The organism is uncultured Pontibacter sp. (genome assembly GCF_947499215.1).
Classification (GTDB): domain Bacteria; phylum Bacteroidota; class Bacteroidia; order Cytophagales; family Hymenobacteraceae; genus Pontibacter.
Window position 1 is genome coordinate 862,371 of sequence record NZ_CANMNI010000001.1, and the last position, 25,762, is coordinate 888,132.

23 protein-coding genes are annotated in these 25,762 nt (G+C 49.5%); 8 read left to right on the forward strand and 15 right to left on the reverse strand.

Annotated elements, in window-relative coordinates:
• Positions 1-111: 111 nt before the first annotated feature.
• The gene (locus Q1A04_RS03720; RefSeq protein ID WP_299701369.1) at positions 112-1,278 is read right to left on the reverse strand and encodes a serine hydrolase; all 1,167 of its coding nucleotides are present in this window, start codon (positions 1,276-1,278) and stop codon (positions 112-114) included.
• Between the two features lie 347 nt (positions 1,279-1,625).
• On the opposite strand from Q1A04_RS03720, the gene Q1A04_RS03725 reads away from it, so the two are divergent.
• The 5 genes from Q1A04_RS03725 (at position 1,626) to Q1A04_RS03745 (ending at position 4,610) form a co-directional block, all read left to right on the forward strand.
• A complete protein-coding gene (locus Q1A04_RS03725) occupies positions 1,626-1,937 on the forward strand; it encodes an antibiotic biosynthesis monooxygenase family protein (protein ID WP_299701372.1) in 312 nt (103 codons plus the stop codon).
• A gap of 95 nt (positions 1,938-2,032) precedes the next feature.
• Positions 2,033-2,374 carry a hypothetical protein gene (locus Q1A04_RS03730; RefSeq protein ID WP_299701375.1) on the forward strand — a complete coding sequence of 114 codons (342 nt, stop codon included), beginning with the start codon at positions 2,033-2,035 and terminating at the stop codon, positions 2,372-2,374.
• Between the two features lie 72 nt (positions 2,375-2,446).
• Positions 2,447-2,977 carry a GNAT family N-acetyltransferase gene (locus Q1A04_RS03735; protein ID WP_299701378.1) on the forward strand — a complete coding sequence of 177 codons (531 nt, stop codon included), beginning with the start codon at positions 2,447-2,449 and terminating at the stop codon, positions 2,975-2,977.
• Between the two features lie 149 nt (positions 2,978-3,126).
• The gene (locus Q1A04_RS03740; RefSeq protein WP_299701381.1) at positions 3,127-3,972 is read left to right on the forward strand and encodes a carboxypeptidase-like regulatory domain-containing protein; all 846 of its coding nucleotides are present in this window, start codon (positions 3,127-3,129) and stop codon (positions 3,970-3,972) included.
• A 23-nt stretch (positions 3,973-3,995) separates the two neighbouring features.
• Positions 3,996-4,610 (forward strand): carboxypeptidase-like regulatory domain-containing protein, encoded by a 615-nt coding sequence (locus Q1A04_RS03745; protein ID WP_299701384.1) that lies wholly within the window; start codon positions 3,996-3,998, stop codon positions 4,608-4,610.
• 197 nt (positions 4,611-4,807) lie between these two features.
• Here Q1A04_RS03745 and hemA read toward each other — a convergent pair whose 3' ends face one another.
• The 13 genes from hemA to ric all read right to left on the reverse strand — a co-directional run bounded on the left by hemA (position 4,808) and on the right by ric (position 18,258).
• Positions 4,808-6,073 carry a glutamyl-tRNA reductase gene (hemA, locus tag Q1A04_RS03750; RefSeq protein WP_299701387.1) on the reverse strand — a complete coding sequence of 422 codons (1,266 nt, stop codon included), beginning with the start codon at positions 6,071-6,073 and terminating at the stop codon, positions 4,808-4,810.
• A gap of 220 nt (positions 6,074-6,293) precedes the next feature.
• Positions 6,294-7,355: a response regulator gene (locus tag Q1A04_RS03755; protein ID WP_299701390.1), complete on the reverse strand. Its 1,062-nt coding sequence runs from the start codon at positions 7,353-7,355 to the stop codon at positions 6,294-6,296.
• A complete protein-coding gene (locus tag Q1A04_RS03760) occupies positions 7,352-8,584 on the reverse strand; it encodes a hybrid sensor histidine kinase/response regulator (protein ID WP_299701393.1) in 1,233 nt (410 codons plus the stop codon). Before Q1A04_RS03760 ends, Q1A04_RS03755 begins: the two co-directional genes overlap by 4 nt.
• Before the next feature lie 153 nt (positions 8,585-8,737).
• Positions 8,738-9,184, reverse strand: coding sequence for a response regulator (locus Q1A04_RS03765; RefSeq protein ID WP_299701396.1), 447 nt, complete (start codon positions 9,182-9,184; stop codon positions 8,738-8,740).
• 6 nt (positions 9,185-9,190) lie between these two features.
• The gene (locus Q1A04_RS03770) at positions 9,191-10,735 is read right to left on the reverse strand and encodes a PAS domain-containing sensor histidine kinase (protein WP_299701399.1); all 1,545 of its coding nucleotides are present in this window, start codon (positions 10,733-10,735) and stop codon (positions 9,191-9,193) included.
• Positions 10,736-10,819: 84 nt separating this feature from the next.
• Positions 10,820-12,427: an L-aspartate oxidase gene (nadB, locus tag Q1A04_RS03775; protein ID WP_299701402.1), complete on the reverse strand. Its 1,608-nt coding sequence runs from the start codon at positions 12,425-12,427 to the stop codon at positions 10,820-10,822.
• Between the two features lie 6 nt (positions 12,428-12,433).
• A complete protein-coding gene (nadA, locus tag Q1A04_RS03780; RefSeq protein ID WP_299701405.1) occupies positions 12,434-13,477 on the reverse strand; it encodes a quinolinate synthase NadA in 1,044 nt (347 codons plus the stop codon).
• Between the two features lie 30 nt (positions 13,478-13,507).
• The gene (locus Q1A04_RS03785; protein ID WP_299701408.1) at positions 13,508-13,969 is read right to left on the reverse strand and encodes an Rrf2 family transcriptional regulator; all 462 of its coding nucleotides are present in this window, start codon (positions 13,967-13,969) and stop codon (positions 13,508-13,510) included.
• Between the two features lie 43 nt (positions 13,970-14,012).
• Positions 14,013-14,333, reverse strand: coding sequence for a metal-sulfur cluster assembly factor (locus Q1A04_RS03790; RefSeq protein ID WP_299701411.1), 321 nt, complete (start codon positions 14,331-14,333; stop codon positions 14,013-14,015).
• On the reverse strand, positions 14,293-15,621 hold the full coding sequence (locus Q1A04_RS03795; RefSeq protein WP_299701414.1) for a hypothetical protein: 1,329 nt from the start codon (positions 15,619-15,621) through the stop codon (positions 14,293-14,295). The genes Q1A04_RS03790 and Q1A04_RS03795 overlap by 41 nt, the downstream gene beginning before the upstream one ends.
• 177 nt (positions 15,622-15,798) lie before the next feature.
• Complete coding sequence (locus Q1A04_RS03800) at positions 15,799-16,617, reverse strand: DUF2249 domain-containing protein (RefSeq protein ID WP_299701417.1); 819 nt, start codon at positions 16,615-16,617, stop codon at positions 15,799-15,801.
• 2 nt (positions 16,618-16,619) lie between these two features.
• Positions 16,620-17,120, reverse strand: coding sequence for a hemerythrin domain-containing protein (locus Q1A04_RS03805; protein ID WP_299701420.1), 501 nt, complete (start codon positions 17,118-17,120; stop codon positions 16,620-16,622).
• Between the two features lie 181 nt (positions 17,121-17,301).
• Positions 17,302-18,258 (reverse strand): iron-sulfur cluster repair di-iron protein, encoded by a 957-nt coding sequence (gene ric / locus Q1A04_RS03810; protein WP_299701423.1) that lies wholly within the window; start codon positions 18,256-18,258, stop codon positions 17,302-17,304.
• Between the two features lie 192 nt (positions 18,259-18,450).
• On the opposite strand from ric, the gene Q1A04_RS03815 reads away from it, so the two are divergent.
• From Q1A04_RS03815 to Q1A04_RS03825, 3 genes are all read left to right on the forward strand, one after another.
• Entirely contained in the window at positions 18,451-21,750 is a 3,300-nt protein-coding gene (locus tag Q1A04_RS03815; protein ID WP_299701426.1) for a vitamin B12-dependent ribonucleotide reductase, read from the forward strand.
• A gap of 234 nt (positions 21,751-21,984) precedes the next feature.
• Positions 21,985-22,818: a serine protease gene (locus Q1A04_RS03820; protein WP_299701429.1), complete on the forward strand. Its 834-nt coding sequence runs from the start codon at positions 21,985-21,987 to the stop codon at positions 22,816-22,818.
• A gap of 174 nt (positions 22,819-22,992) precedes the next feature.
• Positions 22,993-24,186, forward strand: coding sequence for a HEPN domain-containing protein (locus Q1A04_RS03825; protein ID WP_299701432.1), 1,194 nt, complete (start codon positions 22,993-22,995; stop codon positions 24,184-24,186).
• Between the two features lie 262 nt (positions 24,187-24,448).
• Here the strand turns inward: Q1A04_RS03825 and Q1A04_RS03830 are convergent, their stop codons facing one another.
• Positions 24,449-25,762 (reverse strand): hypothetical protein, encoded by a 1,314-nt coding sequence (locus Q1A04_RS03830; protein ID WP_299701435.1) that lies wholly within the window; start codon positions 25,760-25,762, stop codon positions 24,449-24,451.

Below are 25,762 nucleotides of genomic sequence, written 5' to 3' on the forward strand. Positions count from 1 at the left end.
TAGACTACAATTTCTGATCTCTTGGATTATAACAAAGAAGCCGATCTGCTAGCTTAGATCGGCTTCTTTGTTTCTAAGAAATTAAATGAGGCCAGATTTCAATACGCCTCGCTAATATTGAATTTTAAACTTCTGCAGATTGGGCAAGTGTTCTTTTTTTCGTTTGAGTTCGTGCTCATAGAAAGCACGGCCTAGGTTTTTCATAAAAGGATAGCCTACCGTGTCGTACTTATATTTGCCATCGTTGAAGATCTCATTCTCGTTCACCAAGATCACCGCCGTCAATAGGAACTCGACATTATTATCAAAATCGACGATGTAGGCGTTGTCGATCAGGAAACCATAAGCATTGCCGATTTTATTGAAGATGCGGATGTTATCAGGTATAGTTTCTTTTGAGGTGCCATACATCAGGAACTTCACATAGCTGTCCGGGTACTCCTTTGAGTCGTAGGACGGGTAGTCGCTCTCACGGGGCAGCATGCTCATGTATTTGTAGAGGAAGTTATAATCGTCCTCGGTCAGGTTAAAGCGCTGCTCAGCTGGTACTGACTCCGGGAATAACACGCTTTTGAGTATACCCTGCAGCGCCTCAATCGAAATGTAGTTTTTGGCTGTGAAGTCCATTGGACCATCCATCAGCAAATCGTCTTTGATATAGCCCTTTCCAAGCATACCATCGAACTGGGCCTGATTGAACGGAATCGGGTTGTTCACCAGTGGCTGCTCGTAAATCACTTGGCCATTTTTGTAAAACCGGAAGGGATTGGTATGTCGGTTTTCATCCGGACTCAGAAAGATATCGAGACGGTGCACCAGTTGTACATCTTTAAACCCTTTTTGGTGCAGACTTTGGTTCAAACGCTGCTGTCCCACAAATTCATAGAGCCGGTTGTAGGCATCGTTGTCGCTCACCAAGAACAGCTTTTTGATATAGTGCGCAATGGAAGCCTGCCCATCGGCCGAAGTGCTGTCGCCACGCACAGGGCTCTGACCGGCGTAGGCGCTGTCTGCCTGCAGCGGCGTGTACTTGTCGAGTCGGTTTATACCTAGCTCATTGAGTTTCTCAAGCGCCACTACGGCACCGGGCAGCTTCACGGTACTGGCCGGATAAAAGTACTCCTGTGGATTAACGCGGTAGGTATAGGAGGTAAAGTGCGGCTGGTTCTGCTCGTCGCGGTCTATCTGGGTATACAGAATCTGGAGTCTATACCTGCCTAGATTGTCGAGTATGGTTTTAAACTGTTCGGGTTTGTTTTCAAGTATCTTCTCTATCATACTGGTTTGCTTACTTACCTGCCTATTGCCTGCGCAAGACGCCATAGTGATACAACAAATAAAACCAAGGTATAGCGACCGTTTCCGTATCATTCGAAATGAAATTCTTTTCATGCTGACAGGTTTTTGAATGATTTGAATTTAGAAAGCTTTTCGGGGAATGCAATGTAATGGCCGGTATAAAATGAGCAGGTATAGCGGTGATACAACTTAAATGATGCGATAAAAGTCTGAGATGCAGCAGTTATATAGAGAATTACTATATTGTGTGAGCATTACTGACAGGTATAAATACCGGCGCTCTGGTATAGGGCTTATACCTCATCCCTTTAAAACGACACTACCCTATGAACAAATACGGCTTGCACGGAAAACTACAGGCTACTGCCGGGAACGGCGAACAGCTAGCCCAGATCCTATTGGAAGCTTCCAGATTGGTCTCAAACGCAAAGGGTTGCCAGCTATACCTTGTAAGCTTGGATCAGAATACTCCGGATGGTGTTTGGGTGACGGAGGTATGGGACAGCAAAGATGACCACGACAACTCTCTGCAAGTACCCGGCGTGCGCGAACTGATCGGCCAAGCTATGCCCCTGTTGGCAGGAAGTCCGCAGAAAGGTCAGGTGCTGGAAGTGCTTGGTGGGGCTGGTTTGAAATAGGCTTAAGTGCACCATGGTATTTGTATAAATTATCAACAACCGTCTGGTTACGCTTTCCCGTGAATTGGCTAAAATATCTTAACATAATAAAAGCAATGAAAAAATCGCTAATATTAATTTTTAGAGTCTTAATTGGTATCATTTTAATCGCCAAAACATCAAATTGGTTTCTAAATTATAGTGAAGAAACGAATGTAATTATTAACGTTGCAATGTTTACTCTAATCGGAATTGCATATTTAGTTGGTGGATTTAACTGGAACAAAAAACCTAATAATATAATTTTTGTGGTTTGCGGATTATACCTAGTTGGAATGAATTTTATTGCGGACTTCGGTTTGAAATCAATCATCGGAGTTATTTGTATTTTAGTACCGATGTTTATAGCGAGATTTTCACCCGAAGAAACGGGCGAAAGAGAACTCTCTGAAAATTAATAATATTGTTGCTAACAAAATCTTTACGGTAAATGCGCCACTGCAGAGCCCAGTACGTTAACGTAATTTACCATGCCCATCCAAATACGCCAAGAGCAACCCGCTGACTACCCCGCTGTATTTACGCTGGTGGAGCATGCCTTCAGCGATCTGGAAATAAGCGACCATACCGAGCAGTTTTTGGTGGAGCGCCTGCGCAAATCTGATGCGTTTATACCTGAGCTGTCGCTGGTGGCTGAGGAGGAGGGAAAAATTGTTGGCTACATCTTGCTGACGAAGCTTAAAATCCGGAACGAGCAGCAGGAGTTTGAGTCGCTTTCGCTGGCTCCTGTAGCAGTGCTGCCTGAGTACCAGCGGCAAGGTATAGGCGCCATGCTCATAGAACAAGCGCATCGCATCGCCAAAAGCTTAGGCTATACTGCTGTTATTCTGGTAGGGCACGAAAACTACTACCCCCGCTTCGGCTACAAGCCCGCCTCTACTTTTGGCATCAAATTCCCTTTCGAAGTGCCCGAAGCAAACGCCATGGCTGTAGAACTGGTCGAAAACGGACTGGCAGGTATACGCGGCACCGTGATGTACCCGCCCGCTTTCTTTGCATAATTTATACCCGTCTTGCTTGTGTTAAACATCTGTTAAACAAGTCATAACCCTGATCAACTCCCGCCACAACTAACCTTTTGTTGCATCGCTTGCAACCTATGTTACCGCTTTGGGCTCTTCTTAGCATAGGCTATTAACACAAACATGCTATGCCAAAGAAAGTCTGTTCACGATTCGTGCTAGTTTTACTTTTACTACTTATCGGCTCTACCACCTACGGGCAAGTCCTGCAGCTAAAAGGCGTTGTTAAAACCGCCGAAAAGCAAGAGGCTATACCTTACGTGAACATCGGCATCAAAAAGAAAAACATAGGAACGGCGACGCGGCCCGACGGCAGTTTCACGCTCAACCTGAAAGAGGAAAACCGGCACGACACACTCACCTTTTCGGCCATTGGGTATAACGAGATTTCACTGCCCATATCATCCATCCTCTCCAGTCGTATGAGCGAGTTTGATCTCAGTGAAAAAATAACCACACTGCGCGAAGTAGTGATCAGCAACAAGGCCTCCAAAATCAAGAAGTTCGGAACCACCTCGCGCAATCCCTTTCTCTACGGCTCTGCCGAAACGGTCCACTCCGAGGATATCTCTGAACTGGGCAAGTATATCAACCTTAACAATAAAGCCTCCGAGATAATATCTGCCACTGTATACTTGCGCAGCATCAAACGTGACTCCGCTTCGTTTCGCATCAACCTGTATAAAAATGTGGCAGGTATGCCGGGAGAGCGCCTGATTGAGAAAAGCATTATCAAGCGACTTCCTCTTACCCAAGGCTGGGTCACTATACCGCTGGAGCAGTATGGCTTGGTAGTGGATGAGGATTTTTTTCTGGGCATAGAATATCTGCCTGAACACAGCAATCACGAGAAGTATATCTTTATCTACGGCGCGGCATTGGGTGGCAGCTTCTACTCCAGAAAAGCAAGTCTAGGGAACTGGGAAAAAGGCGTTGGTGGGCGTCTGGCCGCTTATGTAACAGTAAGGCAATAACACTGTCGGCTTATTAGCTCTGTATGAAAAGAAACGCTGTACTCCTCTCTGCTTTGCTGCTATGTCTCCTGCTACCATGCATGGTGGCAATAGGCCAGAACCAGCCTGCTACTCACAAACACGTTGTGCAATTCTCAGGTCAGGTTGTTGCCGGTGATAGCCTTATTGTATTGGAAGGAGTCGCTGTGTATGTGCCGGGTACAACGCGGGGCACGCATACCCGAAAGAGCGGCTATTTCTCGTTGCCGGTTGTGGCAGGCGACACCGTGGTTTTTGCCACGCTGGGTTATGAAAAGCTATACCTGACAGTGCCTGCTAACACCAATGAAAGTAACTTAACACTCAGTATCAGGCTAACAGAAAAGAGCACTACGCTGCCAACAGTGGAGGTGATGCCTTGGGCTACCGAATATGATTTAAAGCAGGCAATTTTGAGAACGAAGCTTCCAGAAGAGCCAAGTGAACGCTTGCCTGTTATACCTCCGCCAGTCGCCTACAGGTCTATTAAAGACATGCCCGCGATGGATGCCTCGCAGAATTTCAAGTATGGACAGCAACAGCAGCAGAGCTTACGGGATGCGCGTATTAGAGTACCAGATATCTTAAAAGTTACCTCAGTCCCAATAAAGTATTACTAGTGCTTCTTCGATTTATTTTTGGAAGGAAAATTCTCCTCTTGGGATGAGTAAGAGGGGTGTTTGTAGCAGTCTCTTCAATGTTGCTGTTGCTTCCACATTCTCCTATGCCTCCAACACCCCTATAGTCCCCTCAAGGGGACAGTTTGACAATTAATAGCTAGTGTATACTCAAATAGGAATAGCTAACTAGATATAGCCTAAGCCTCTTGCTTTTCTTCCAGATTGAAGAGAGCGCTCAGGCCTTCAAGCAAGGCCTCTGACTCACCACGCTGGCAAGCTGCCTTCAGTTCCAGTGCAGGTAGTTTTACAATCTTGTTGAGGATATTTTTGGTGATAGCTTCTACGAGTTCTTTCTCGCTGTCACCCAGCTTTTTGGTGTAGCGGGCCAGCTCTTGCTGACGAATTTCCTCCAATCGGCTCTTAAACTGCTGTAGGGCCGGTGACATCGCCATTTCGCGTGTCCAAGTGGTAAACTCAGCCATCTCCTGAGCTATGATCTCTTTAACCTGCGGTATAGCGGCCATACGCATGGTCAGCGCCTCGGTGGCACGGTTCCGGATGTTGTCTACGTTGTATACACGCGCATTTGGCAGCACCTCTATCTCAGCGTCAATGCTGCGCGGCATAGAAAGGTCCACGAAGAATTTCGGTGCGGTTACACCCATCTGCTCCACTTCAGACTTACCGATAAAGAAGCAATCGCCCGGCACCGATGAGATCACCACATCTGCCTGTGCCATTTCTTCCCACACATTCTCCCAGTAAATAGCACGGGCATTAGTCTTCTGAGTCAGCTCCAGTGCCTTGTGGTGCGTGCGGTTGGCGATGGTGATGTTGCTGATCTTCGACTTGCCGAAGTTATCGCAAACATTCGCGCCTATCTCCCCCACTCCGATCATGAGCACACGCGGGTCAGCCATGCCTTTGGTGAGTTCTTCTACCAGCTCCACCGTGGCATACGACACAGAAGCGGCACCGTCGAAGAAGGATGTCTGGTTGAATACCTGTTTGTTGGTGTAGAAAATGGTATGCATCAGCCTGTGCAGAAACGGTCCGGCCATGTCGGCGTCAGCGGCCCACTGGTAGGCTTTTTTTACTTGGTTGAGTATCTGCATATCGCCCACCACCTGCGACTCTAAGCCCAGCGACACATAAAAAAGATGCTGCACGGCTTGCTGGTGGTCGGTGATGTTCTGGAAATACGTGGAGATCTCCTTGGTCGCGATAAAGCCTTTCTCGATGGCAATCAGTTTGATGATGGCCTGCGAAAGATCTTGTGCAGCCGAGTAGTATACCTCGGTGCGGTTGCAGGTAGAGAGTACCAGCACATCCTGTGCGTCTGTAAACTCATTTATCTTATCGAGCAGGTTGCGGCAACCGATCTCGTTCAGCGACACGGCTTCGCGAACGGCAATAGGTGCTTGCTTGTAAGATAAAGTAAGGGCTTTGAACTGGTTTTGCATGGTCTTTCTCTCAGATACAATGCAAAGGTCTTAAATGCTAGGCTGCAAAAATATGACTTTAGTCACTTTCAGGCAGGAGAAATGTCAGTGTTTGATGGAGGAGCAAAAGAGTTTGCGGAGAATAAATGCGCTAATCTCCGCAAATGTGCGGAGATTAGGCAATGCACTTTATCAGGTGGAAAAAGTAAAAGCAACAGCTGGTAAGGATGCTGTCAACCTCTTAATTCCGCATACGCTCTAATTTCTGAGAGTTCAGAATGGTAATCTTGCTTCCACGCGTATCGATCAGGTTCTCGTCTTTGAAATCAGCCAAGGTACGAATTACCGTTTCTTTGGAGGCTCCTACAATGCTGGCCAAATCCTCGCGGGTAATGGAAACCTCTGACTTGTAGTTCGGGTCTTCTTTGTATTGCTTCTCCACAAACAGCAGGGCCTCGGCCACACGCTTGCGCACAGAATTATAAGCCAGTTTCAAAAGGCGCTCCTCACGGTCAGCCAAATTATCGGATAAGATTTTGATGAACTTGCCCGCCACGTCGCGGTTCTGATACAGCAGAGTATAGAAGTCCTCGCGGGGAATGATGTATACCTCTGAGTCCTCTAGCGCCATTGCAGACTCACGATAGGATTTCTCTTCCAGCAAATCGAGATAGCCGATAAAATCTCCGTCTTTGTATAGACAGGTGATGTACTCACGGCCTTCTTCGTTCGACTTATAAGTTTTGATTTTTCCTTTGTTCAGGAAGTACAGGTTGCTCGGGTAGTTGCCCTCTGAGAACAGATGCTGCTTTTTGCGGAACACTGTCACACGGCGGTTTTCGGAGATGAGTTTGTTCAGTTCCTCATAGCCTTTCGCCTCCTGTATAAAGTTGTCGATGCCCTGCACGTTGCGCTGGAACTCCGCCTTCATGATCTCATTTTTCTTCAGGCGCATCTCCACCACGTCAAGCAACTCCACGTCGTCAAAAGGCTTTGTCAGGTAGTCATCCGCCCCTAGATTCATCCCTCTTCGGAAATCGTCTTTCTCCGACTTGGCAGTCAGGAAGATGAAGGGAATGCTCGCCGTATCCGGATTTTTGCTCAGCATGTGCAGTACGCCGTACCCGTCGAGCTGCGGCATCATGATATCGCAAATGATTAGGTCGGGGTGCTCTTTTTTAGCGATGTCTACACCCAGCTTACCATTGGCAGCTTCAATCACATTGTAATTGGCCAGCGTGAGTATCTCGGCGGTGTTTTCGCGAATCTCTTGGTTGTCCTCAATAAGCAATATCTTTTTCATATCTGTGCGGTATATGGCAAAGTGATGGTGAATGTGGTGCCGCGACCCAGTTCGCTTTCGTAGCGAAGTTCGCCTCCCATAATTTCTACATATTTTTTTACAATGTTGAGCCCCAGTCCCGTTCCCTGTATGTTGGTCACGTTCTGGGCTCTGAAAAACGGTGTAAACAGGTGTGTCTTGTCCTCATCCGGTATACCTATGCCTTCGTCGCGCACCACCATGGTGATGGTATCGGCTTTGATGGCAGTCGTAAACCATATTGTGCTGTTCTCACCGGAGTACTTGCTGCCATTGGACAGCAGGTTGATCATCACGTTGCGCATCAGCTGTTTGTCCAGGTATACAGTATTTTGCTCCCCCTCGTGCTTGTAATCGATGCGCTGCCCTTCCTTCAAAAATCCCTGCATTTCGTCCACCACTTCGGCTGCAAAACTGTGCAAGTCAAAGGTGCTGGGCACATTGTGTATCTTACCCTCCTCCATCCTACTGATGGACAGGAAGTCGTTCAGGATATTGGTCAGGTTGTGTACCGCCGACTTGATACGACCGACATGCTTGAGGCGTTTATCATCGTCCTCAGCGGACTTGTATTTGGTGATAAGCGAGGCTGAGGAAAGCACGGTACTAAGCGGTGTCCGGAACTCATGGGAGGCAATGGTTACGAAACGTGACTTCAACTCATGCAGTTCTTTTTCTTTCTGTAGCGCCTTGTATATTTCCTGCTGTGCTTTCGTCAGCGTTTTGTTGGCCTTTTCTAAATTATGAATAGCGGTAGCCAGTTCTTGGGTGCGTTCCTCTACACGCTGTTCCAGTTCAGTGTTGAGCTTCTGTATCTCGGCCAAGCTCTTGGCATGCTCAATGCTATACCTGATAGAGCGCTCCAGATCGAAGGGGTTAAAAGTGCCCTTCACCAGATAGTCCTGCGCACCTGCCCGCATGGCCTTTTCGTCCGTTTCACGGTCGCTTTGGCCGGTGAGCAATATAAACGGAGCAGTTATACCTTCGTTCACCGCCTGTGTGATCAGTTCCAACCCATCGTGCGCTCCCAGCCTGAAATCGACAAGGTACACATGGTGCTTTTTTTCCCGGATAATGTCGATCGCCTGACTAAATGACGGCGCCCACTCGAGCACATAGTTGCGCCCGGGTATGTCGTCCATGATGTCCCGCGTAATGATGAAGTCGTCCTCATCATCATCTACCAGCAAAACACGTATTCTGTCAGGCATATTTTGAGTTTGGGAGTTAAAGAGTTTGGGAGTTAAGGAGTCTAAGAGTAGGGTAATAGGTTTAGAATGTTGGATCGTATTAAGTAAATGATAGAGCTTCGCTTTTCATTTACTCAAAATTCATAATTCTAAACTCTCAAACTCCTCAACTTGCTAGGGTTTGGGCAGTTCTACTATTTCGAACCAGTACTTGCTCAAGGTGCGCATCACATCCACCAAAGCGGTAAAGGTAACGGGCTTCGTGATGAAAGAGCTCACACCCAGATCGTAGGTGCGGAGGATGTCCTCTTCAGCCTTAGAAGTGGTGAGCACCACCACCGGCAGCACGCGGAGGTGCTCATCGGCTTTGATCTCCTTCAGCGCCTCGCGGCCGTCTTTTTTTGGCATGTTGAGGTCCAATAGAATCAGGCCTGGCGTTTGGTATTTCTCCTTGTCGTTAAACCTGCCGCGGTTGTGCAGGTAGTCCATCAGCTCTTCGCCATTTTCCACGAACTGTATCGCGTTGGATAGCCTGTTTTCTTCCAGCGCTTCCTTTATGAGCATGCGGTCTTCGGCGTCGTCGTCTGCTATCAGAATCACAATAGGTCTATTCGATTTCATAGGCGTTTATTCCTTCAGGTGAGTTTTTGCTAAGGTAACAATAAAATGCGTACCCTCTCCCGGTTTGCTTTTGGCCGTGATGTCACCACCATGGCGAATGGCAATTTTACGGCAGATGGCCAGTCCAATGCCGGATCCCTCGTATTTCTGTCCTTCCAGTCGCTGGAATATATTGAAGATCCGGTCCAGATATTTTTCGTCGAAGCCGATCCCATTGTCTTCGATGTGCAACTCGATCAGTTCGTCGCCCGGTGTTGCTGTCATGTGTGCTTTCAGTTGCAACTCTTTGGCATATACCTTCACCACAGGATCTTCCTCGTCTTTGCGGAACTTGATGGCATTGCTGATCAGGTTCTGCAGCAACTGGCGCATCTGGGTAGGCTCAGCCTGAATGGTTGGCAACGGCCCTACCTCCACTTTGGCATGGGAGCGCTCGATGGCGATCTCCAAATCCGATATTACATCCCGCGCAATCTGGTTTAGGTCTGTCTTAACAAACGGCTTGGCTTTGGAAGTGACTCTGGAGAAAGTGAGCAAGTCGTTGATCAGGTTCTGCATGCGGTTGGCTGCGTTGAGCATACGGTCCACATAGTCCTTCCCCTGATCGCTCAGGTTTTCGTACTCCTTCATCTTGAGGCGGTCGCCGAAGGCCTGAATCTTACGTAAAGGCTCCTGCAAGTCGTGCGACGACACGTAGGCAAAGTCCTGCAGCTCGCGGTTGCTGCGCTCCAGTTCGGCAGCATAGCGACGCAGACGCTCTTCAGTTACTTTCTGGCGGGTGATGTCGTGGATGAAGCCGGTATATACCTTACGGTCGGCCAGCTTCACTTCGCTGATGCTCAGGTATAGTGGGAAGATCGTCCCGTCTTTTTTCAAGCCTGACACTTCACGTCCTATACCGATGATACGCTTTTCGCCCGTCTCGTGGTAGTGGTGCATGTAGTTGTCGTGCAGACTACGATCCGGCTCCGGCATGAGCATATTGATCTTCCGACCCAGTACTTCCGACTCGTCATAGCCAAACAGCTTACAGGCCGACGGATTGATCATCTCAATAACCCCTCGCGTGTCGATGGTGATGATGCCGTCCACCGCGGTTTGGATGATGGAGTTGATGCGGCTCTCGCTTTCGCGCAGGGCAGCCTCAGTTTTTTTAAGCTCCGAAATATCGTGAATAATGCCTGTAAATATCTGCTTGTCATGCAGGTTTACCTCACTGATACTAAGCCGAAATGGAAACACGGCACCGTCTTTCTTCTTACCCAGCACTTCGCGGCCTTTGCCGATTATCTGCCCCACACCGGTTCGGTGGTAGTTTTCGATGTAAGTATCGTGCAGACTATGGTCAGGCTCCGGCATCAGCATATTCACGTTATTGCCAATGATTTCATCCGGCTGATAACCGAAAATATGTGCAGCCGCCGGGTTCACGGACTCTACAATACCACGATTGTCGATGGTGATAATACCGTCAATGGCGGTTTCGATGATGGCTTTTAAGCGTGACTCGCTGTCTATATGCTGGTTATCGGAATGGTCTTGTTCTTTCACGCGTATTTCTTTTGCTAAATATACGCACTACGGCCCTATTCTCAAAAAGTGTCCTGATTGCCCGATTCTCCACTGGAAAAAGTGCTACGTTGCATTGGCCAGTTGAACCAGCGCATTGCTATGCTGTAGGATGGAATCTGCATGACCAATCTCAGTTGCATGGTCCTGCACAAAATGCCCACCAACGCTCTCTCGTCTGTGTAAGGCGGCGTTTGTTATCAGTTCGGCTACGGTGAGTAAGTTTTGCAGTTCCAGCACTTCTTGGTGTATGCCAGTGAGTTCCCGTATGCCTTTAGCTTTTCGCTGCATGGCTTCTAGTTCGGCCTTACAGCGTAGCAAACCCTTCACCGATCGCACTATACCTGCCTGTTCCCAGAGTAGCTTTTGCAATTTCGCACGCTTCCGCGCTATCTCCGCCCGCATACCTAGCCACAATGTGCCTCCGCTCTCCTCTTCTATAGCTAAGTCAGGTATAGTTACTTGTTGCTTAGAAAGTTCACCTGTCGCATGTTCTGCCGCACTTCGTGCAAACACGACCCCTTCCAGCAAGGAATTGCTTGCCAATCGGTTTGCCCCGTGCACCCCTGTGCAGGCCACTTCCCCAATGGCGTATAGCCGGTCAATGGAAGTTCTCCCACTTAGATCGGTTTTCACACCGCCGCACTGGTAATGCGCCGCCGGCACAATGGGGATCAGTTGCTTTTCGGCATCAATGCCAATAGTGGTACACTTATGATAAATAGAAGGGAAGTTTTGACGCACCTCACCCGCAGGTAGATGCCGCACATCAAGGTATAGACAAGGACTCTGGTGGAGTTGCATTTCGGTGAGCACCGCTCGGGCCACAATGTCGCGGGGAGCCAGCGAACCAAGCGGATGGTACAGGTGCATAAAACGGCTACCGTCTGGCAGAACGAGTTCCGCTCCTGCCCCACGCAGCGCCTCGCTGATCAGGAAGACTTCGCCGTTGGCTTGGTATAAAGCTGTCGGGTGAAACTGAAAGAACTCCATGTTTTGGATGTCCGCTCCCGCTCTTACAGCCATAGCCAGTCCGTCGCCGGTGGCAATGCTGGGGTTAGTGGTATACTGGTATACCTGTCCGGAGCCGCCGGTAGCCAGCACCACCGCTTGTGCCCGTATAGACCTTACCTCCTGTGTGTGCAGATCCAGCACCTGTACGCCATAGCAAAACGTGCCGGAGTCACTGTTATCAGTGAGTAGTTCTATACCCATCTGATGTTCCTGCACCGAGATATTCGGGTGACGCAGCACCGCCTCTTCCAAGGCTTGCTGTATGCTGCGGCCCGTATGGTCTTTTACATGCACAATGCGGTGATGGCTGTGGCCGCCTTCCAGCCCAAGGGCCATATCGCCTGATTCGCTTTCATCAAAACCAATGGCCATACCCTGCAGCCAGCGGATAGCATCTGGCGCCTCCTGCACCATGAAACGCACGGCCATTTCCCGGCACAGTCCGGCACCTGCCTCCAGCGTGTCCTGCACGTGCTGTTCGAAAGAGTCGGTGGGGTCGAGTACGGCGGCTATACCTCCCTGCGCATAGGCCGTGTTGGTTTCGGAAAGGGTGGCTTTGCAAAGCACCAGCACGCGGGAATGGACAGCGGCCTGCAGGGCAAAGGTGAGCCCTGCAATCCCACTGCCCAACACCACGAAATCAAAATCTGGCACTTTCATGATCTTTTAAGAAAAGGCTAACATGCGCTCAATTGGCAGCAAGGCTCGCTGACGGATATCCTCCGCCAGATCCACGGTATACATCCGTTCTGCCTCCGTACCGATGGCCCGCAAAGCCTGCAGGGTGCGCTGCAACGTAATCTGTTTCATGTGCGGGCACTTGATGCAGGGCACGATGAATTCTTTCTCAGGATACATACCACGCAAGGTCGCGCCTAAGTCGCACTCCGAACCCAAGATGAACTGCCGCGACTTACTTTCACCTACAAAACGAAGTATATCGGACGTGCTGCCCACCACGCCGCCAGCTCCTGTCAGGGCATCAGCTACCGTATCGTCTGGCACTTCCCAGTGCACGAGCACCTGCGCTTCGGGGTACATCATTTTGAGTCCGTTGATGCGCTGCGGCGTGAATTGTTCGTGCACCTCGCACTTGCCCTCCCACAGGATCAGTTCCTTGCCTGTCTCGGCTTTGATGCGGGTCTGCAGGTTGCGGCCCATGAACAGGTCGGGCAAAAAGATCAGACTATCGGAGTCAAAGGAACGGGCAATATCCATTGCGTTCCGGGAGGTGCAGCAAATGTCGGCTTCGGCTTTGGTCTCGGCGTAGGTGTTGATGTAAGCCACTACCGGCACGCCCGGGTATTGCGCCTTGAGTTTGCGCACATCGGCACCGGTAATGCTTTCGGCCAGCGAACAACCCGCATCAAAACTCGGCAGCAACACCTGCTTGGCGGGGTTCAGGATTTTGGCGGTTTCGGCCATGAACTTCACACCACAGAAAATGATGTTATCGGCCTCCACGCTTTTAGCGGCTACACTCAAGCCGAGCGAGTCGCCCACAAAGTCGGCTATACCGCCATCGTTGTGGTGCACCTGCAGTTCGGGCGACATGTAGAAGTGCGATAAGATCACCGCGTTCTTCTCGCGCTTCAGTTCCCGGATCTCTTCCACCGCCTCCTGCAGGGCGGCAATCTCTTCGGTTTGGGCAAAAGGGTGCATGGCTCTGAATTTTTCAGAGAAGGCACCCTGTGTCAGGGTCGCTGTCATGTTATGTTTTGGGGTTGTTTGAGCTATGCCTTAGGCTTTGCCATCCAGCACTTGTTCGGGTTGGTTTTTGATGAAATATTTTCCTGTTTTCACGTCATCTACCAGACTCTGTATGGTCTTGTCGCGGAACACCTGCAACAGGTGGTTACGGTAAGCTTTTATCTCATCGTGGAGCGGACAAGGATGTGTGTCAGAACAATGCTTCATGCCCATGCCGCATTTCTTGAAAGCCTCTAGGCCATCAATAATGCGTACCACTTCCAACAGGTTAATTTCATTGGCGGGGCGATGCAGGAAAAAACCTCCGTGCGGGCCTTTGACGGACGCGATCACGCCTTTGCGCACCATGTCCTGCAGGATCTTGCCCATAAAGTGGGCAGGCAGTTCCAGTTCGTTCGCTATTTCCTTTATGCCTACACGCTTTCCCTCTTCGTCGGCCATCGCGATGTACACGATAGACCGCAGGGCGTATTCTGTTGTTTTCGAAAGCATAACCTTGTCCTTTAATCCTCTTTTGCTCCAGCGTGCAAATTTATCAGGTATTTCCCAGTAATCGCATGCCTTCTTCACTTATCATTTCGGGCGTCCATTGCGGGAGCCATACCAGTTCCACTTCTATCTCCAGATTAGGGAAACGCTTGTGCAGCATTTGCTCGGCCGCCGTCGTAATGGTGCCGCTCATCGGGCAGCCCGGCGTTGTGAGCGTTAAGTCTACGTGCAGCTTCTCCTCCTCTTCTTTCAGGGTCACTTTATATACAAGCCCAAGATCGACAATGTTTATGCCGATCTCGGGGTCGATGATGTACTTGAGCGCCTCATACGCTTCGTTGACGAGCTCCTGTTCCTGCGTTTTCATATCCAAATGGTTTTAAATCTTTCACCTTGTGCAACAACACCTTAAACACATTGCCCGCATAAAGCACTGCCGCTATACTCAACAACACTGCCCCTATTAAAATCACAGTTTGCTCGGCCATCAGCACGCCTACCAGCAAGGCTACCAATCCCACAATGTAGGCGATGTTCTGCCAGCGCAGCAGTGTGACGCTATACAAATCCTTCGGCATAGGCGTTTTGAAACGTCCCACATAATCTTCATAGCTGTGCATCCAGACGATAAACGGCAGCGTCTTGAAAGTCTGTCCCAGTATCAAAGCTGATACAAAGCCGAAGAAGATCGAGAGTCCGTACACAAGGTATAGCGAAGACAACAGGCGTTGCGGCAAACCGAACTGTAGCGTGACCACAAAGACCAGCACGATCGGCAAGAGCAGCAGGGCCAGCGCCACAAAGGTCTGTTTCATTCCCAAGTCTAAGTCAGGTCGTTTACCAAGGCATTTGGCTTGGTACAAAAAGTGCAGGAAGCCGGCTATACCTAATACCACCATCAGCGCATACAAGGCATTGTAGCCGGTCTGCAAAAACAGGTGGTCCATGGCGAAGAGCACCAATCCGGCGTTTATCAGGTAGTAAGCACCGTGCAGCCCTTTCGTATTTTCAGGGTGCGCCAGCAGGAACATCGGAATTAGTTTAGAACCCACACCCACAATCAGCAGCAGGAACCAGCCCGCCATACCTATGTGCGCATGCAGTTGCAAATAATGCACATGGTCCTGCGGCAGGAAAGGATATTGAAAGTTGAAAGCCATCAGCACGCCGACTAACCCCGTCGCCACCAGCCAAACCACGGACGTCACGATAAAGTCTGCCTCTATCCCCCAATTCTTAACTTGCCGGGCAGTTTGCACCACATTGTAGCTAAAGATCAGAAACGATGTAAAGAGCATGATGGCCGCCACTTGCAGCTCCAAACCCACCCAGAAATTCCAGAAGCCGATGGAGAGCAGGATCGTACCCATTGCCAGCAGCACAAAGGCCGCTGTGCCCAGTTTCTCGCTATATAGCCGCACCTCCAGCACCACCGGCAGCAGTTGGTAAAGCGAACCGAAGATGATCATAGTCGCCCAGCCCAGCGCCGCCACGTGTGTCAGTGTGAGCAGCTTCGGATGAAAGTAGTGTCCGCCGAAGGCATCCGTTGAGAAAACCAGCAGCAAGCACAGCACCACAAACGACACCGCCGCGAAGGCGTAGTGCGGCAGCACAAGCCATTTGGATGGTGAATTGGATGTAGTTGCGGCGCTCATGATGGTTAATTGTTGGTTGTTAATTGTTTGCTATCACATGCTCTAAACCCTAAATGTCATCTCAAATGCAATGAGAGATCTGGATTATTTCACATCATTTGGTAAAATTCCAGATTTCTCCCTAAGGCCGAAATGACATAGGTCATCTAAAATAACAGCATTTATACAGCTCGGCGTCTACCGATATATCAGCAAATACACCTCGTTAGGCCCTACCTCCTTTATACTCACCTTAAATCCCCGCTCCGTCAGTTGAGGCAGCAGGAACTGCGGTACCTTTCGGTGTTGCACGTAAAGCGCATCACTTTCAGGAAGTGTTTCCAATGCGCTAAGTATAGACACCATCGGCTGTGGCATTTCCATTTGGCGCACATCGATATGCTGCAGCTTTCCGCTATATTTGGCCAACAATTCATCAAAGTCAGCCTCGGTGGCTGTTTTCGCTACTTCTACTTTCTCTCCAGCAGACTGCCTTTTAAAATAGGTCTTTACCAGATTCGGCCCCAGCGTTTCGGTGTAGTACTCGAAGCCTTTGGGGCGCACGATGGCAATGAGCGGAATCGGTTCGAAGGTGTTCAAAATGCAAAGCACCTGATCTGGGCTTAGCTTATTTACAGCCTCCATAATCTGTAGAAATGGGTCGTCGCCTTTGGCGATGGTATCGCGCACGTCCAGCACGATGGTGTCTGTTGCCTTTAGGTTTTCCATAAAGGCGGGTCTTTCCAAAATATCCGTTTCCATAGGGATAGCCCTTTTGTTGTAAGTTGGTATTGACGCGACGCTGAAGCCCAGCGGCTGCAGCTTTTCATAAAAATCCTCCACCCGGCATTTTCCTATGCGGGCGGCGTCGGCGATGGTCACCCGCGAAGCCAGCACCTTGCGCAGCACGGGGTTCCGCAGTTTCTCAAAGTGCTTGTTGATCGACACGATGGCCTCTATCGCCGCAGGATTCTCCCGCAGAATAGTCGAGATTCGGGTGGTGGCAGACAGTTCCATTGCTAGGCTACCTTTTTGTGTTCCCAGAAAGCGGGCAGAAACTCATCTACTGGTTCTTTCAGATCATGCTCCAGCAACCTGCCCACATCAGCCAGTTCTTCCGGATCAGCCACGGTTTGCAGGTATGGGAACAGTTCCCGTTCTTCCCAGCGGATGTGGTCCGTCAGGTCCTGTTGCAGCGTGGCTACCAGCGAAGTGTTTAAGTTCTTTTGCTTGTTGATCAACCCAATTATGGCCTGAATCAGCTGGTGCTCTTCGTGCAGTCTGATGGAGTTCACATCATCTTTCGGTAATAGTCTTTTGAGTATAACCTCCTCTTCCCGGCAGTGCGGTTTCAGAATGTTTTTCCAGAAATACTGGATGTACTGGCGCATGATCTCAAAGGAAGTGCCGTTGGCCATCCCTTGCTTCAGTTTCCAGCAAAACAATAGTCCGAAGTGGTGCTCCCGTGAGAGCGGTATCAGACTATTGTCTCGTTTCAGTGGTTTGGTTGCAGTTGTCATAGGTGTGGTGTTTTACCTCCCCCCAACCCCCTCCTTTGTCGAGGGCCCCTACCCCCAAAACAGGAGGGGGAGTTGAGAAGGGTGTTAATGCTTTTCTCTTTGCCCTCGCTCGCATCTCGCGAGCGAGGGAGTTAGGTATTTTAACTCCCTCCCCTGTTTTTAGGGGAGGGCTGGGGTGGGGTTATTTCAACACTTCTTTCTCCAGCTCCACAGCTTTCGGGAAGAGCACGTTGTTCTCCAAGTGGATGTGGCGGTGCAGGTCTTCCTCGAACTCCTGTAGCTTCGAGAACATCACGCGGTACGTAGCGCAGGCGTCGGCTGGCAGGGTATAGTCGTTGGTCAGGTTGCGGATGGCTTCCAGTTCGCCACCGGCTGCCTCGTGCTCCATCTCCATCATGTTAATCGGGTTCTGAATGCTGCCGAAAGCCGGACGGTCTATTTTCACACCGTTTTTCTTCGCTTCTGCCATTTGCTTGATGAATGGGAACAGCACGCGCTCTTCTTTCGGCATGTGGGCCTCCAGCTCGTTGGCGATGTTCACAAAGTGCTTGGCTACTTCCACCACTTCAGGGTGACGGCTGCCGTGCACGCGGGCTACTTTGGTTGTATATTCGTACAGGGTAGGGATGGCTTCGCGCACATAGCTGTGGTGCATGTTCACGATGTAGTCGCCTAGGAAGCCCAAGTCCCACTTCTCGTACTCGTTGCCGCGTGTGGAGGCGCTGCCTGTTTCAGGTATGGCGTTTAGCTCGTTTTCTACCGTTTCAGGGCTGATGCCTTTTTCTTCGCATACCTGCTTCAGCGATTTCTTGCCTCCGCAGCAAAAGTCAATGCCATATTTTTTGAATACCTGTGCTTTGCGGTAGTCTTTGGCTACGAGTTCCCCTACGGTCTCCCCTTCTTCAGGTGTCAGTTTTGATATTTTCACTTCCCAGATTTCCGGGCCTTGCAACAGGTATTCCCACTTAAAGGTATTGCCGCGCTCGCCCAGCAACTGGTAGTACAGTGGCTTCGGGTCGTGGTCGTTGTGAATCACAAAAGCTTCGCCGCCATTCAGGTTGTCGAACCAGTTAAAAATGGTCGGGTGCTTCATGCGTGGCTCCAGTACCGTTACGTCTAATTTTTCTATGGTTTCCATGGTGTTTTATTAAATGAATAATGGGTTGTAAATGATTGCCGATGTAAATGTATGTACGAAAATAATTAAATAAAAGATAAAAAGGTCTTTTTTTCTTAATTAATAATATCATACATTTACTATGTCTTTAGGAGACGCGTATAAATAATAATAAACCCCTCATAATCAACCAAAACCCTTAACGCAAGCCTTATGAAAAAAGGAAAAGCAAAAGCCAGCGGACTGGCGGTTTCCCGCTTCTTCACCCGTCAAGGTGAGAGCCCGTATGCCTTGTTCAACTTCGAAAAACGGTCCTCCACTATCCGCGACCCCACCGGCGGCATCGTGGCCGAGATAAAGGACGTGGAAGTGCCCGTGAACTGGTCGCAAATAGCCACCGATATCTTAGCGCAGAAGTACCTGCGCAGGGCAGGCGTACCGCAGCCGGATGGCAGCAAGGGCGCGGAAAAATCGGTGAAGCAGGTGGTGCACCGGCTGGCGGATTGCTGGAGAAGCTGGGGTGAAGGACATGGTTATTTTAAGACTCCGGAAGACGCGCAGGCTTTTTACGACGAACTAGTGTACATGCTCCTCGGGCAGTATGCCGCGCCCAACTCACCGCAGTGGTTCAACACGGGCCTCTACTCCTCCTATAAATTAAAAGGCAAAGCCCAGGGACACTATTATATAGACCCCGAAACAGAAAAGCTGCAGGAGTCGACCTCGGCTTACGAGCGTCCGCAGCCGCATGCCTGTTTTATACTGGCTGTGGACGATGACCTCGTGAACAAAGGCGGCATTATGGACCTGTGGGTGCAGGAAGCCCGCATCTTTAAGTATGGCTCGGGCGTGGGTACCAATTTCTCGAACATTCGGGGCAAAGACGAAGCGCTGGGCGGTGGCGGCAGCTCTTCGGGGCTGATGTCTTTTTTGAAGATAGGCGACCGTGCGGCGGGGGCGATTAAGTCGGGCGGTACGACGCGACGGGCGGCTAAAATGGTCTGCCTCGATTTGGACCATCCCGAGATTGTGGAGTTCATCAACTGGAAAAAAGAAGAAGAGAAAAAGGTGGCGGCCCTGATTGCGGCGGGCTACCCGGCTGACTACAACGGCGAAGCTTACCAAACCGTGTCGGGACAGAATTCGAATAACTCGGTGCGGGTGCCGAACTCTTTTTTCAAAGCGCTGAAAAACAACAAACCGTGGCACCTGCATGCCCGCTCTACCGGAAAGGTGGTGAAATCCATACCTGCCCGCGAGCTCTGGGATACAATTGCCGACGCCGCGTGGTCCTGCGCCGACCCGGGACTGCAGTTCGACACGACGATTAACGAGTGGCATACAAGTCCCGCCGAAGGGCCTATCCGCGCCTCGAACCCGTGCTCGGAGTACATGTTCCTCGACAACACGGCCTGCAACCTCGCCTCGCTCAACCTGATTCGCTTTTTCAATGAAACCACGCAGACTTTTGATGTAGCCGCTTACCGCCACGCCTGCCGCCTCTGGACCATGGTGTTGGAGATTTCGGTGCTGATGGCGCAGTTCCCCTCCGAAGAAGTGGCGCAACGCTCCTACGATTACCGCACCATCGGCCTCGGGTATGCCAACCTCGGCGCTTTGCTGATGGTGCAGGGACTGGCCTACGACAGCGACGAAGCCCGCACGGTAGCCGCCGCACTCACCGCGATTATGACGGGTACTTCTTATGCGACTTCTGCCGAGATGGCCGCCGAACTGGGTGCTTTCCCGAAGTATAAACCCAACGCAGAAGCCATGCTGCGCGTTATCCGCAACCACCGGGCGGCCGCGCACAACACCCCCGAAGCATACGAAGGCTTGTCTATACCTGCGCAGCCGCTCGACCCTGCCCTTTGCCCCGAGTACCTGCACCAGGCCGCCTGCGCTGCCTGGGACGAAGCCCTAGAGCTGGGCCAGAAACACGGCTACCGCAATGCGCAGGCCACAGTTATCGCCCCGACGGGCACCATCGGTTTACTGATGGACTGCGACACGACAGGCGTGGAGCCGGACTTCGCGCTGGTGAAGTATAAGAAGCTGGCGGGTGGCGGTTATTTCAAAATCATCAACCAGTCTATACCTGCCGCGCTGCGCAAACTGGGCTATACCGAAGCCGAAATGCAGGCCATCGTGAACTACGCCAAAGGCCACGCCACGTTCAAAGGCGCTCCGCACATCAACGAAACGTCACTGGCCTCTGCCGGCTTCACGCCAGAAGAAATCCAGCAACTGGAAGCAGGCCTCTCAACGGCCTACGATGTGGCCTCGCTCTTCAGTGTATATAATCTGGGAGAAGCTTGTCTGCAACGACTGGGCTTTGTGCCCGAGCTCTACAACCTGCCTGATTTTAATCTGTTGCGCGCGTTGGGCTATACCTACCAACAGATAGAAGAAGCCAGCGACTACATCTGCGGTACCATGACCACCGAAGGCGCGCCCTACTTGCGCGAAGAGCATTACCCCGTGTTTGACTGCGCCAACCGCTGCGGGCACAAGGGCAAGCGCTTCATCAAGCCCGAAGGACACATCCAGATGATGGCCGCCGTGCAGCCGTTCATTTCGGGGGCCATCTCCAAGACCATCAACCTGCCCAACGAAACCACCCGCGAAGAAGTGGCCCGTTGCTACCTCCTGTCGTGGGAACTGGGCCTGAAAGCCTGTTCGATTTACCGCGACGGCAGCAAGCTCTCGCAACCGCTCTCGTCGAGTAGCAAGAAAGCGGAAACCGAAAAAGCACCCGACAAGGAAGTACCGCAGACCGACAACAGTATTAGCGCCGAGCAGGTGCTGAAGGCCGCCAAAGCCATTCTGGAAGACGCCGCCAACGAGCCTTTCCGCAAGCAACTGGCCCACATGGTGGAGCGCCGCAAACTGCCCGACAAGCGCAACGGTTTCACGCAGAAAGCCAAGATTGACGGCCATACCGTGTACATCCGCACGGGCGAGTACCCGAACGGCGAGCTGGGCGAAGTATTCATCGACATGTACAAGGAAGGCGCTTCGTTTCGCTCCATCCTCAACTGTTTCGCCATTGCGGTGTCGCTGGGCCTGCAGTATGGCGTGCCGCTGGAAGAGTTCGTGAGCCGCTTCACTTTCACCCGCTTCGAGCCTGCGGGCCGTGTGGAGCACCCCAACATCAAGTCCGCCACTTCGGTCTTCGACTACCTCTTCCGCCTCCTCGGCTACGAGTACCTGAAGCGCGAAGACCTCGTGCATGTCCCGAGTGAGAAGGATCCGGAACCGGCGCCGCAAGTTGCCCCGGCTATACCTACCGTCGCCACGCCAGCGGCCCAGCCCGAGTCAGCCACCGACGTGAAAGCCAATGGCTATACCTTGGTGACGCAGAGCCGCACCGTGCTGATGGAACAGACCCAGCAAGTGCTGGCCAGCATGATGGGCGACGCCCCCATCTGCAACGTCTGCGGCCACATCACCATCCGCTCTGGTACTTGCTACAAATGCCTGAACTGTGGGAATAGTTTGGGGTGTAGTTAAGGGATTTGAGTGGAAATGAAACAGGAGCGTCTGGGTATAGGCGCTCCTGTTTTTTTGTTTGGGTAGAATTGGGCACTATAAAAAAAGGACTATATTAGCTTTCTTAAATGCAGGTGGTTAGAATCAGGATGTAGTGAAGAAATTATTAATTCAGGTAAAACCACTTCGCACATAGTGTCAATAAACATATGTTCACGCTTTCGAGGTAGCTATTAGCCATTTTAAAAATCAACCATGAACAATTTATCTACATCTGAACAATTAACTTATAGCACAGTAAGAATTGAGTGCGAGTATAACGATGGTACCACCGGAACAGGCACAGGCTTTTTCTTTCAGTTTCTTCAAGACACTGCGAATGACACTTATGTGCCTGTCGTAATAACGAACAAACATGTGGTTAATGGAGCGACAAAAGGAAAACTTATCATAACAAAAGCAAATGCTAACAATGAGCCGCTCGACACGCAACACTTTCAAGTTGCATTTGACAATTTTGAGAGCTTCTGGAGAAAACATCCAGATTCAGAAGTTGACTTATGTGCAATGCCAATAGCTCCTTTTATAAATGAAGCAAATAAAAGAGGTGAGCGTCTGTTCTATATTTCTCTTGACAAGTCCCTTATCCCTACAAATGAGCAACTGGCCGATTTATCCGCTTTGGAAGAAATCTTAATGATAGGCTATCCTAATGGAATTTGGGACCATGTAAATAACAAGCCAATTTTAAGAAAAGGCGTAACGGCAACACATCCGAATTTTGACTACTGTGGAAAGAAGGAAATTATGATTGACGCAGCTTGCTTCCCCGGTTCTAGTGGTTCTCCTGTTTTTATTTTTAATGAAGGAGGGTATCGCGATAAGAGAGGTAACACCTATATGGGGACAAGTAGAGTAATTCTATTAGGTGCTTTATATGCGGGGCCACAACATACAGCACAAGGAGACATTCAAATTGTAAATGTACCTACAGGTCAGAGACCAATCGCAATTTCAAGAATTCCTAATAACCTCGGTTTAGTAATAAAGGCGGAAAGGATAAATGAATTAGAACAATTGTTTAAATAAAATAACGGCATATAACAAGGCATTGCCAAAATAACTGCTGACTTACTTCTAAGAACATTTGTGCAAGGTTCAACATTAGGAATTCTATTGAACATTTGTGCTAAAAACCCGCCACTTCGGCAATACCCTAACCGTTAATCTAGATTCTTCTAAAACAGAACTTTCAAAGCTAGCATGAACTTTATTCTGACTAAGTATATATATCCTGTAAATGACCCTCTTATTCTTTCTAATAAATTTAACTTTTATCTAGACAATCCAAAAACTGAAGAAGAGATAGCTATAATTAAAGAATACTTAGATGTTTCTCTAAACAGTCCGGATTTCGTTTACAAGCGTGACCACGAGTACAGGATTCCAATTAAATCAACTAAAAAAACTTACAACTTATTATCTGTTGAAAGTGCTCTTGAAGGTTTAAATAAGAATTATTCAGGTTTGGATTTATCTGTACATGAGTTCTTTAAAAAGTATAGAGAACTTGAACCTCTTGAAAAGCTCGCAAGGATGTGGGTTATTGCTAGATATAATGATGAAGGGGAATATCAAAGACTAAAGGAAATTGCACTTGAGGAAAGCAGGAATGGTAACCCAGGCTTCTTTTTGTTAGATAAGGGTAATCCTATTATTGATAACTCAGATAATTTAGTAGGCTTCACTTATTTTTTATCACTACTAGTCCATACAGATAACGAGTTTTATAATGGACAATCATTTATTCTCCATAACGATTCCTTTACTATTCAACATCCTAAGGTAGACAGGTTTTTCAACCTGTCTGTAATGTATTTTGGCTTTATGTCTTATTCCCATGAGATTAAAAATTCAGAAGACCATTGGAAATCTTTCTATCACATTAGAGATGAGTTAGCCACTGTAAGTAAAAAGTTAGATGATATAATAGATAATGAAAACCAGGAGAAAATTCTATTTATAGCAAATTTATTAAAAGTTGTAGGGAATAATCAGAAGGATGAGAGTGCAAAGCTAGTGACATTAGTTAGTATAATAGAATTACTATTGACCCACAGCCCAGACTACAATAGATTCAATATTGAAGATTCGATAAGCAAGCAATTCAGACTTAAAGCAAGCCTTTTAATTTATCAAAACGACAAAAGCAAAGATATTGAAAAGGTAAAAAATAGATTAAAAGAGATTTATTCTCAAAGGTCGAATATCGCGCATGGGAATTTTAAATCGTTTAAGGATTATTTAAGAAAAGAAGCGAAAAAGTCTAAAGAGGAAGATATTAGTGAAGACATAATTCTTGAAAGGCTAAATAATGATTTATTTAATTTTATAAGAGCCATCGTCGAAGAATATATTAAAGACAGAAAATTAGTTGATTTCCTAAAAGAGAATTAAACACTATAGGATAACACATCACATGGTGAAAGCAGCGACTGCGCCTCGCTCACAACATGTACGAGCCTGTTGCTAATATTTGTTTTAATAGAAGCTACAAGCTATAGGAAGTGCGTTATTATCTGAAGAAAAGTAATTTATAGGAATCAGTATCAACCGCAGAAAGCAAGCTACAAACTTGGACCATGGCAGTCACTAGTTACGGTACCGCTAAACTTGCGACATATTTCACTGCCAACTAACATACCCAATCCTGCCAATCCTAAAATCCCGTAAATCCTGATTCAGACAACCTCCCCTCCCCACTCACTATCAACCCCCGCTGCCCCAGAAAGAACAATATTAACCCCAGCGGCATCGGCACACTCGCCCAGAGCATCAGCCAGTTGAAACTCGGCAAAGCCGCTAGCCCGAGCCAGAGCAAAGTGCCTTGTCCGAACATGAGCATTTCCGTGGCGAAGAAGCCTGCCAGAAAAAGCGTCAGGCCTATACCGCCATACCTGCCGAGTCGGTAGAGCCCTTGCTGCAACAGGAAGCCCAGCACAAACAACGATACAAAACCGAGCAGCGACAAGTGCAGGTAACCAATGATGAAGTAGCGAAGTTTATAGGCCAGATCCGCCATGTACGGAAAGGCGGAAGCAGTTTGCAGAGCCAGTTTTAGCACCAGAAACAGGAGCGCCAGACCGATCAGTCCGTGCACCCAGGGCTGGAGCAAAGGCTTCGTTTCAGGCCATACCTGCGCGATGACTTTGAACAGGTAATACCCGCCCACCACCTGCAAGGCCACCGCCACATAGCCGATGGCGTATACCCATTCTGCCGGTTGGGTCCACAGCACCGAGAGCGCATAGGCTGGCAGACAAGCCAGCGCCAGCCACCAGAAAGCCCGCATGGCCCCGCTGCGATTGAAGTATAGCTGGTGGTGCTCCAGAAACCAGAACAGAAGCCCGAGCACCGCAAAGGTGAACCAGCCGTTGTACTGGAAGTGCAGGTAGAAATAGATGGCCGAGTAGTAGAGTTCACCGCCAATGGTGCCCTTCGCCATAATCGGCCCCATGGCCCACGGACCGATGGACGACACCACCATAAACAGCAAGGCTGCCCCGATGTATTTCAGGGAAGTGGCGTGTGTGCCGGTGTCCACGTTAAGCTGCACATGCTGCCAGTAGCTGCGGGCAAACCAGTAGCTAAGCAAGATGTGCATCGTCGAGAAAATGATGGAGAACAGCGCGTAGCCTTGCACCGGAAAGGTGTACAGCATGCCCAACACCGAGACCTGCGTCAGGAAAAACTGCCGTTGGAAGGACTTACGAGCCGCGCCCGTTATAGCTGGAAAAATGTAGAGCAATGCTGCAAAAAAAGAGCAATAGAGCCAGCCCAGCAAGGCCACATGCGAGTGCGCATGCAGGAAGTTTTTGTAGTTGACGCCATCTACAGGCGACACCATCAGCCAGCGCAGAAAAAGGCCCAGTACCGCCACCAGCACCAAATACCCCAGCGCAATGCGTGCCCGCACCAGGGTGTCCTGTCCTGTTTGTGTGTTTTGCTGTTGCCTTTCCCTTACTTCAGTCAT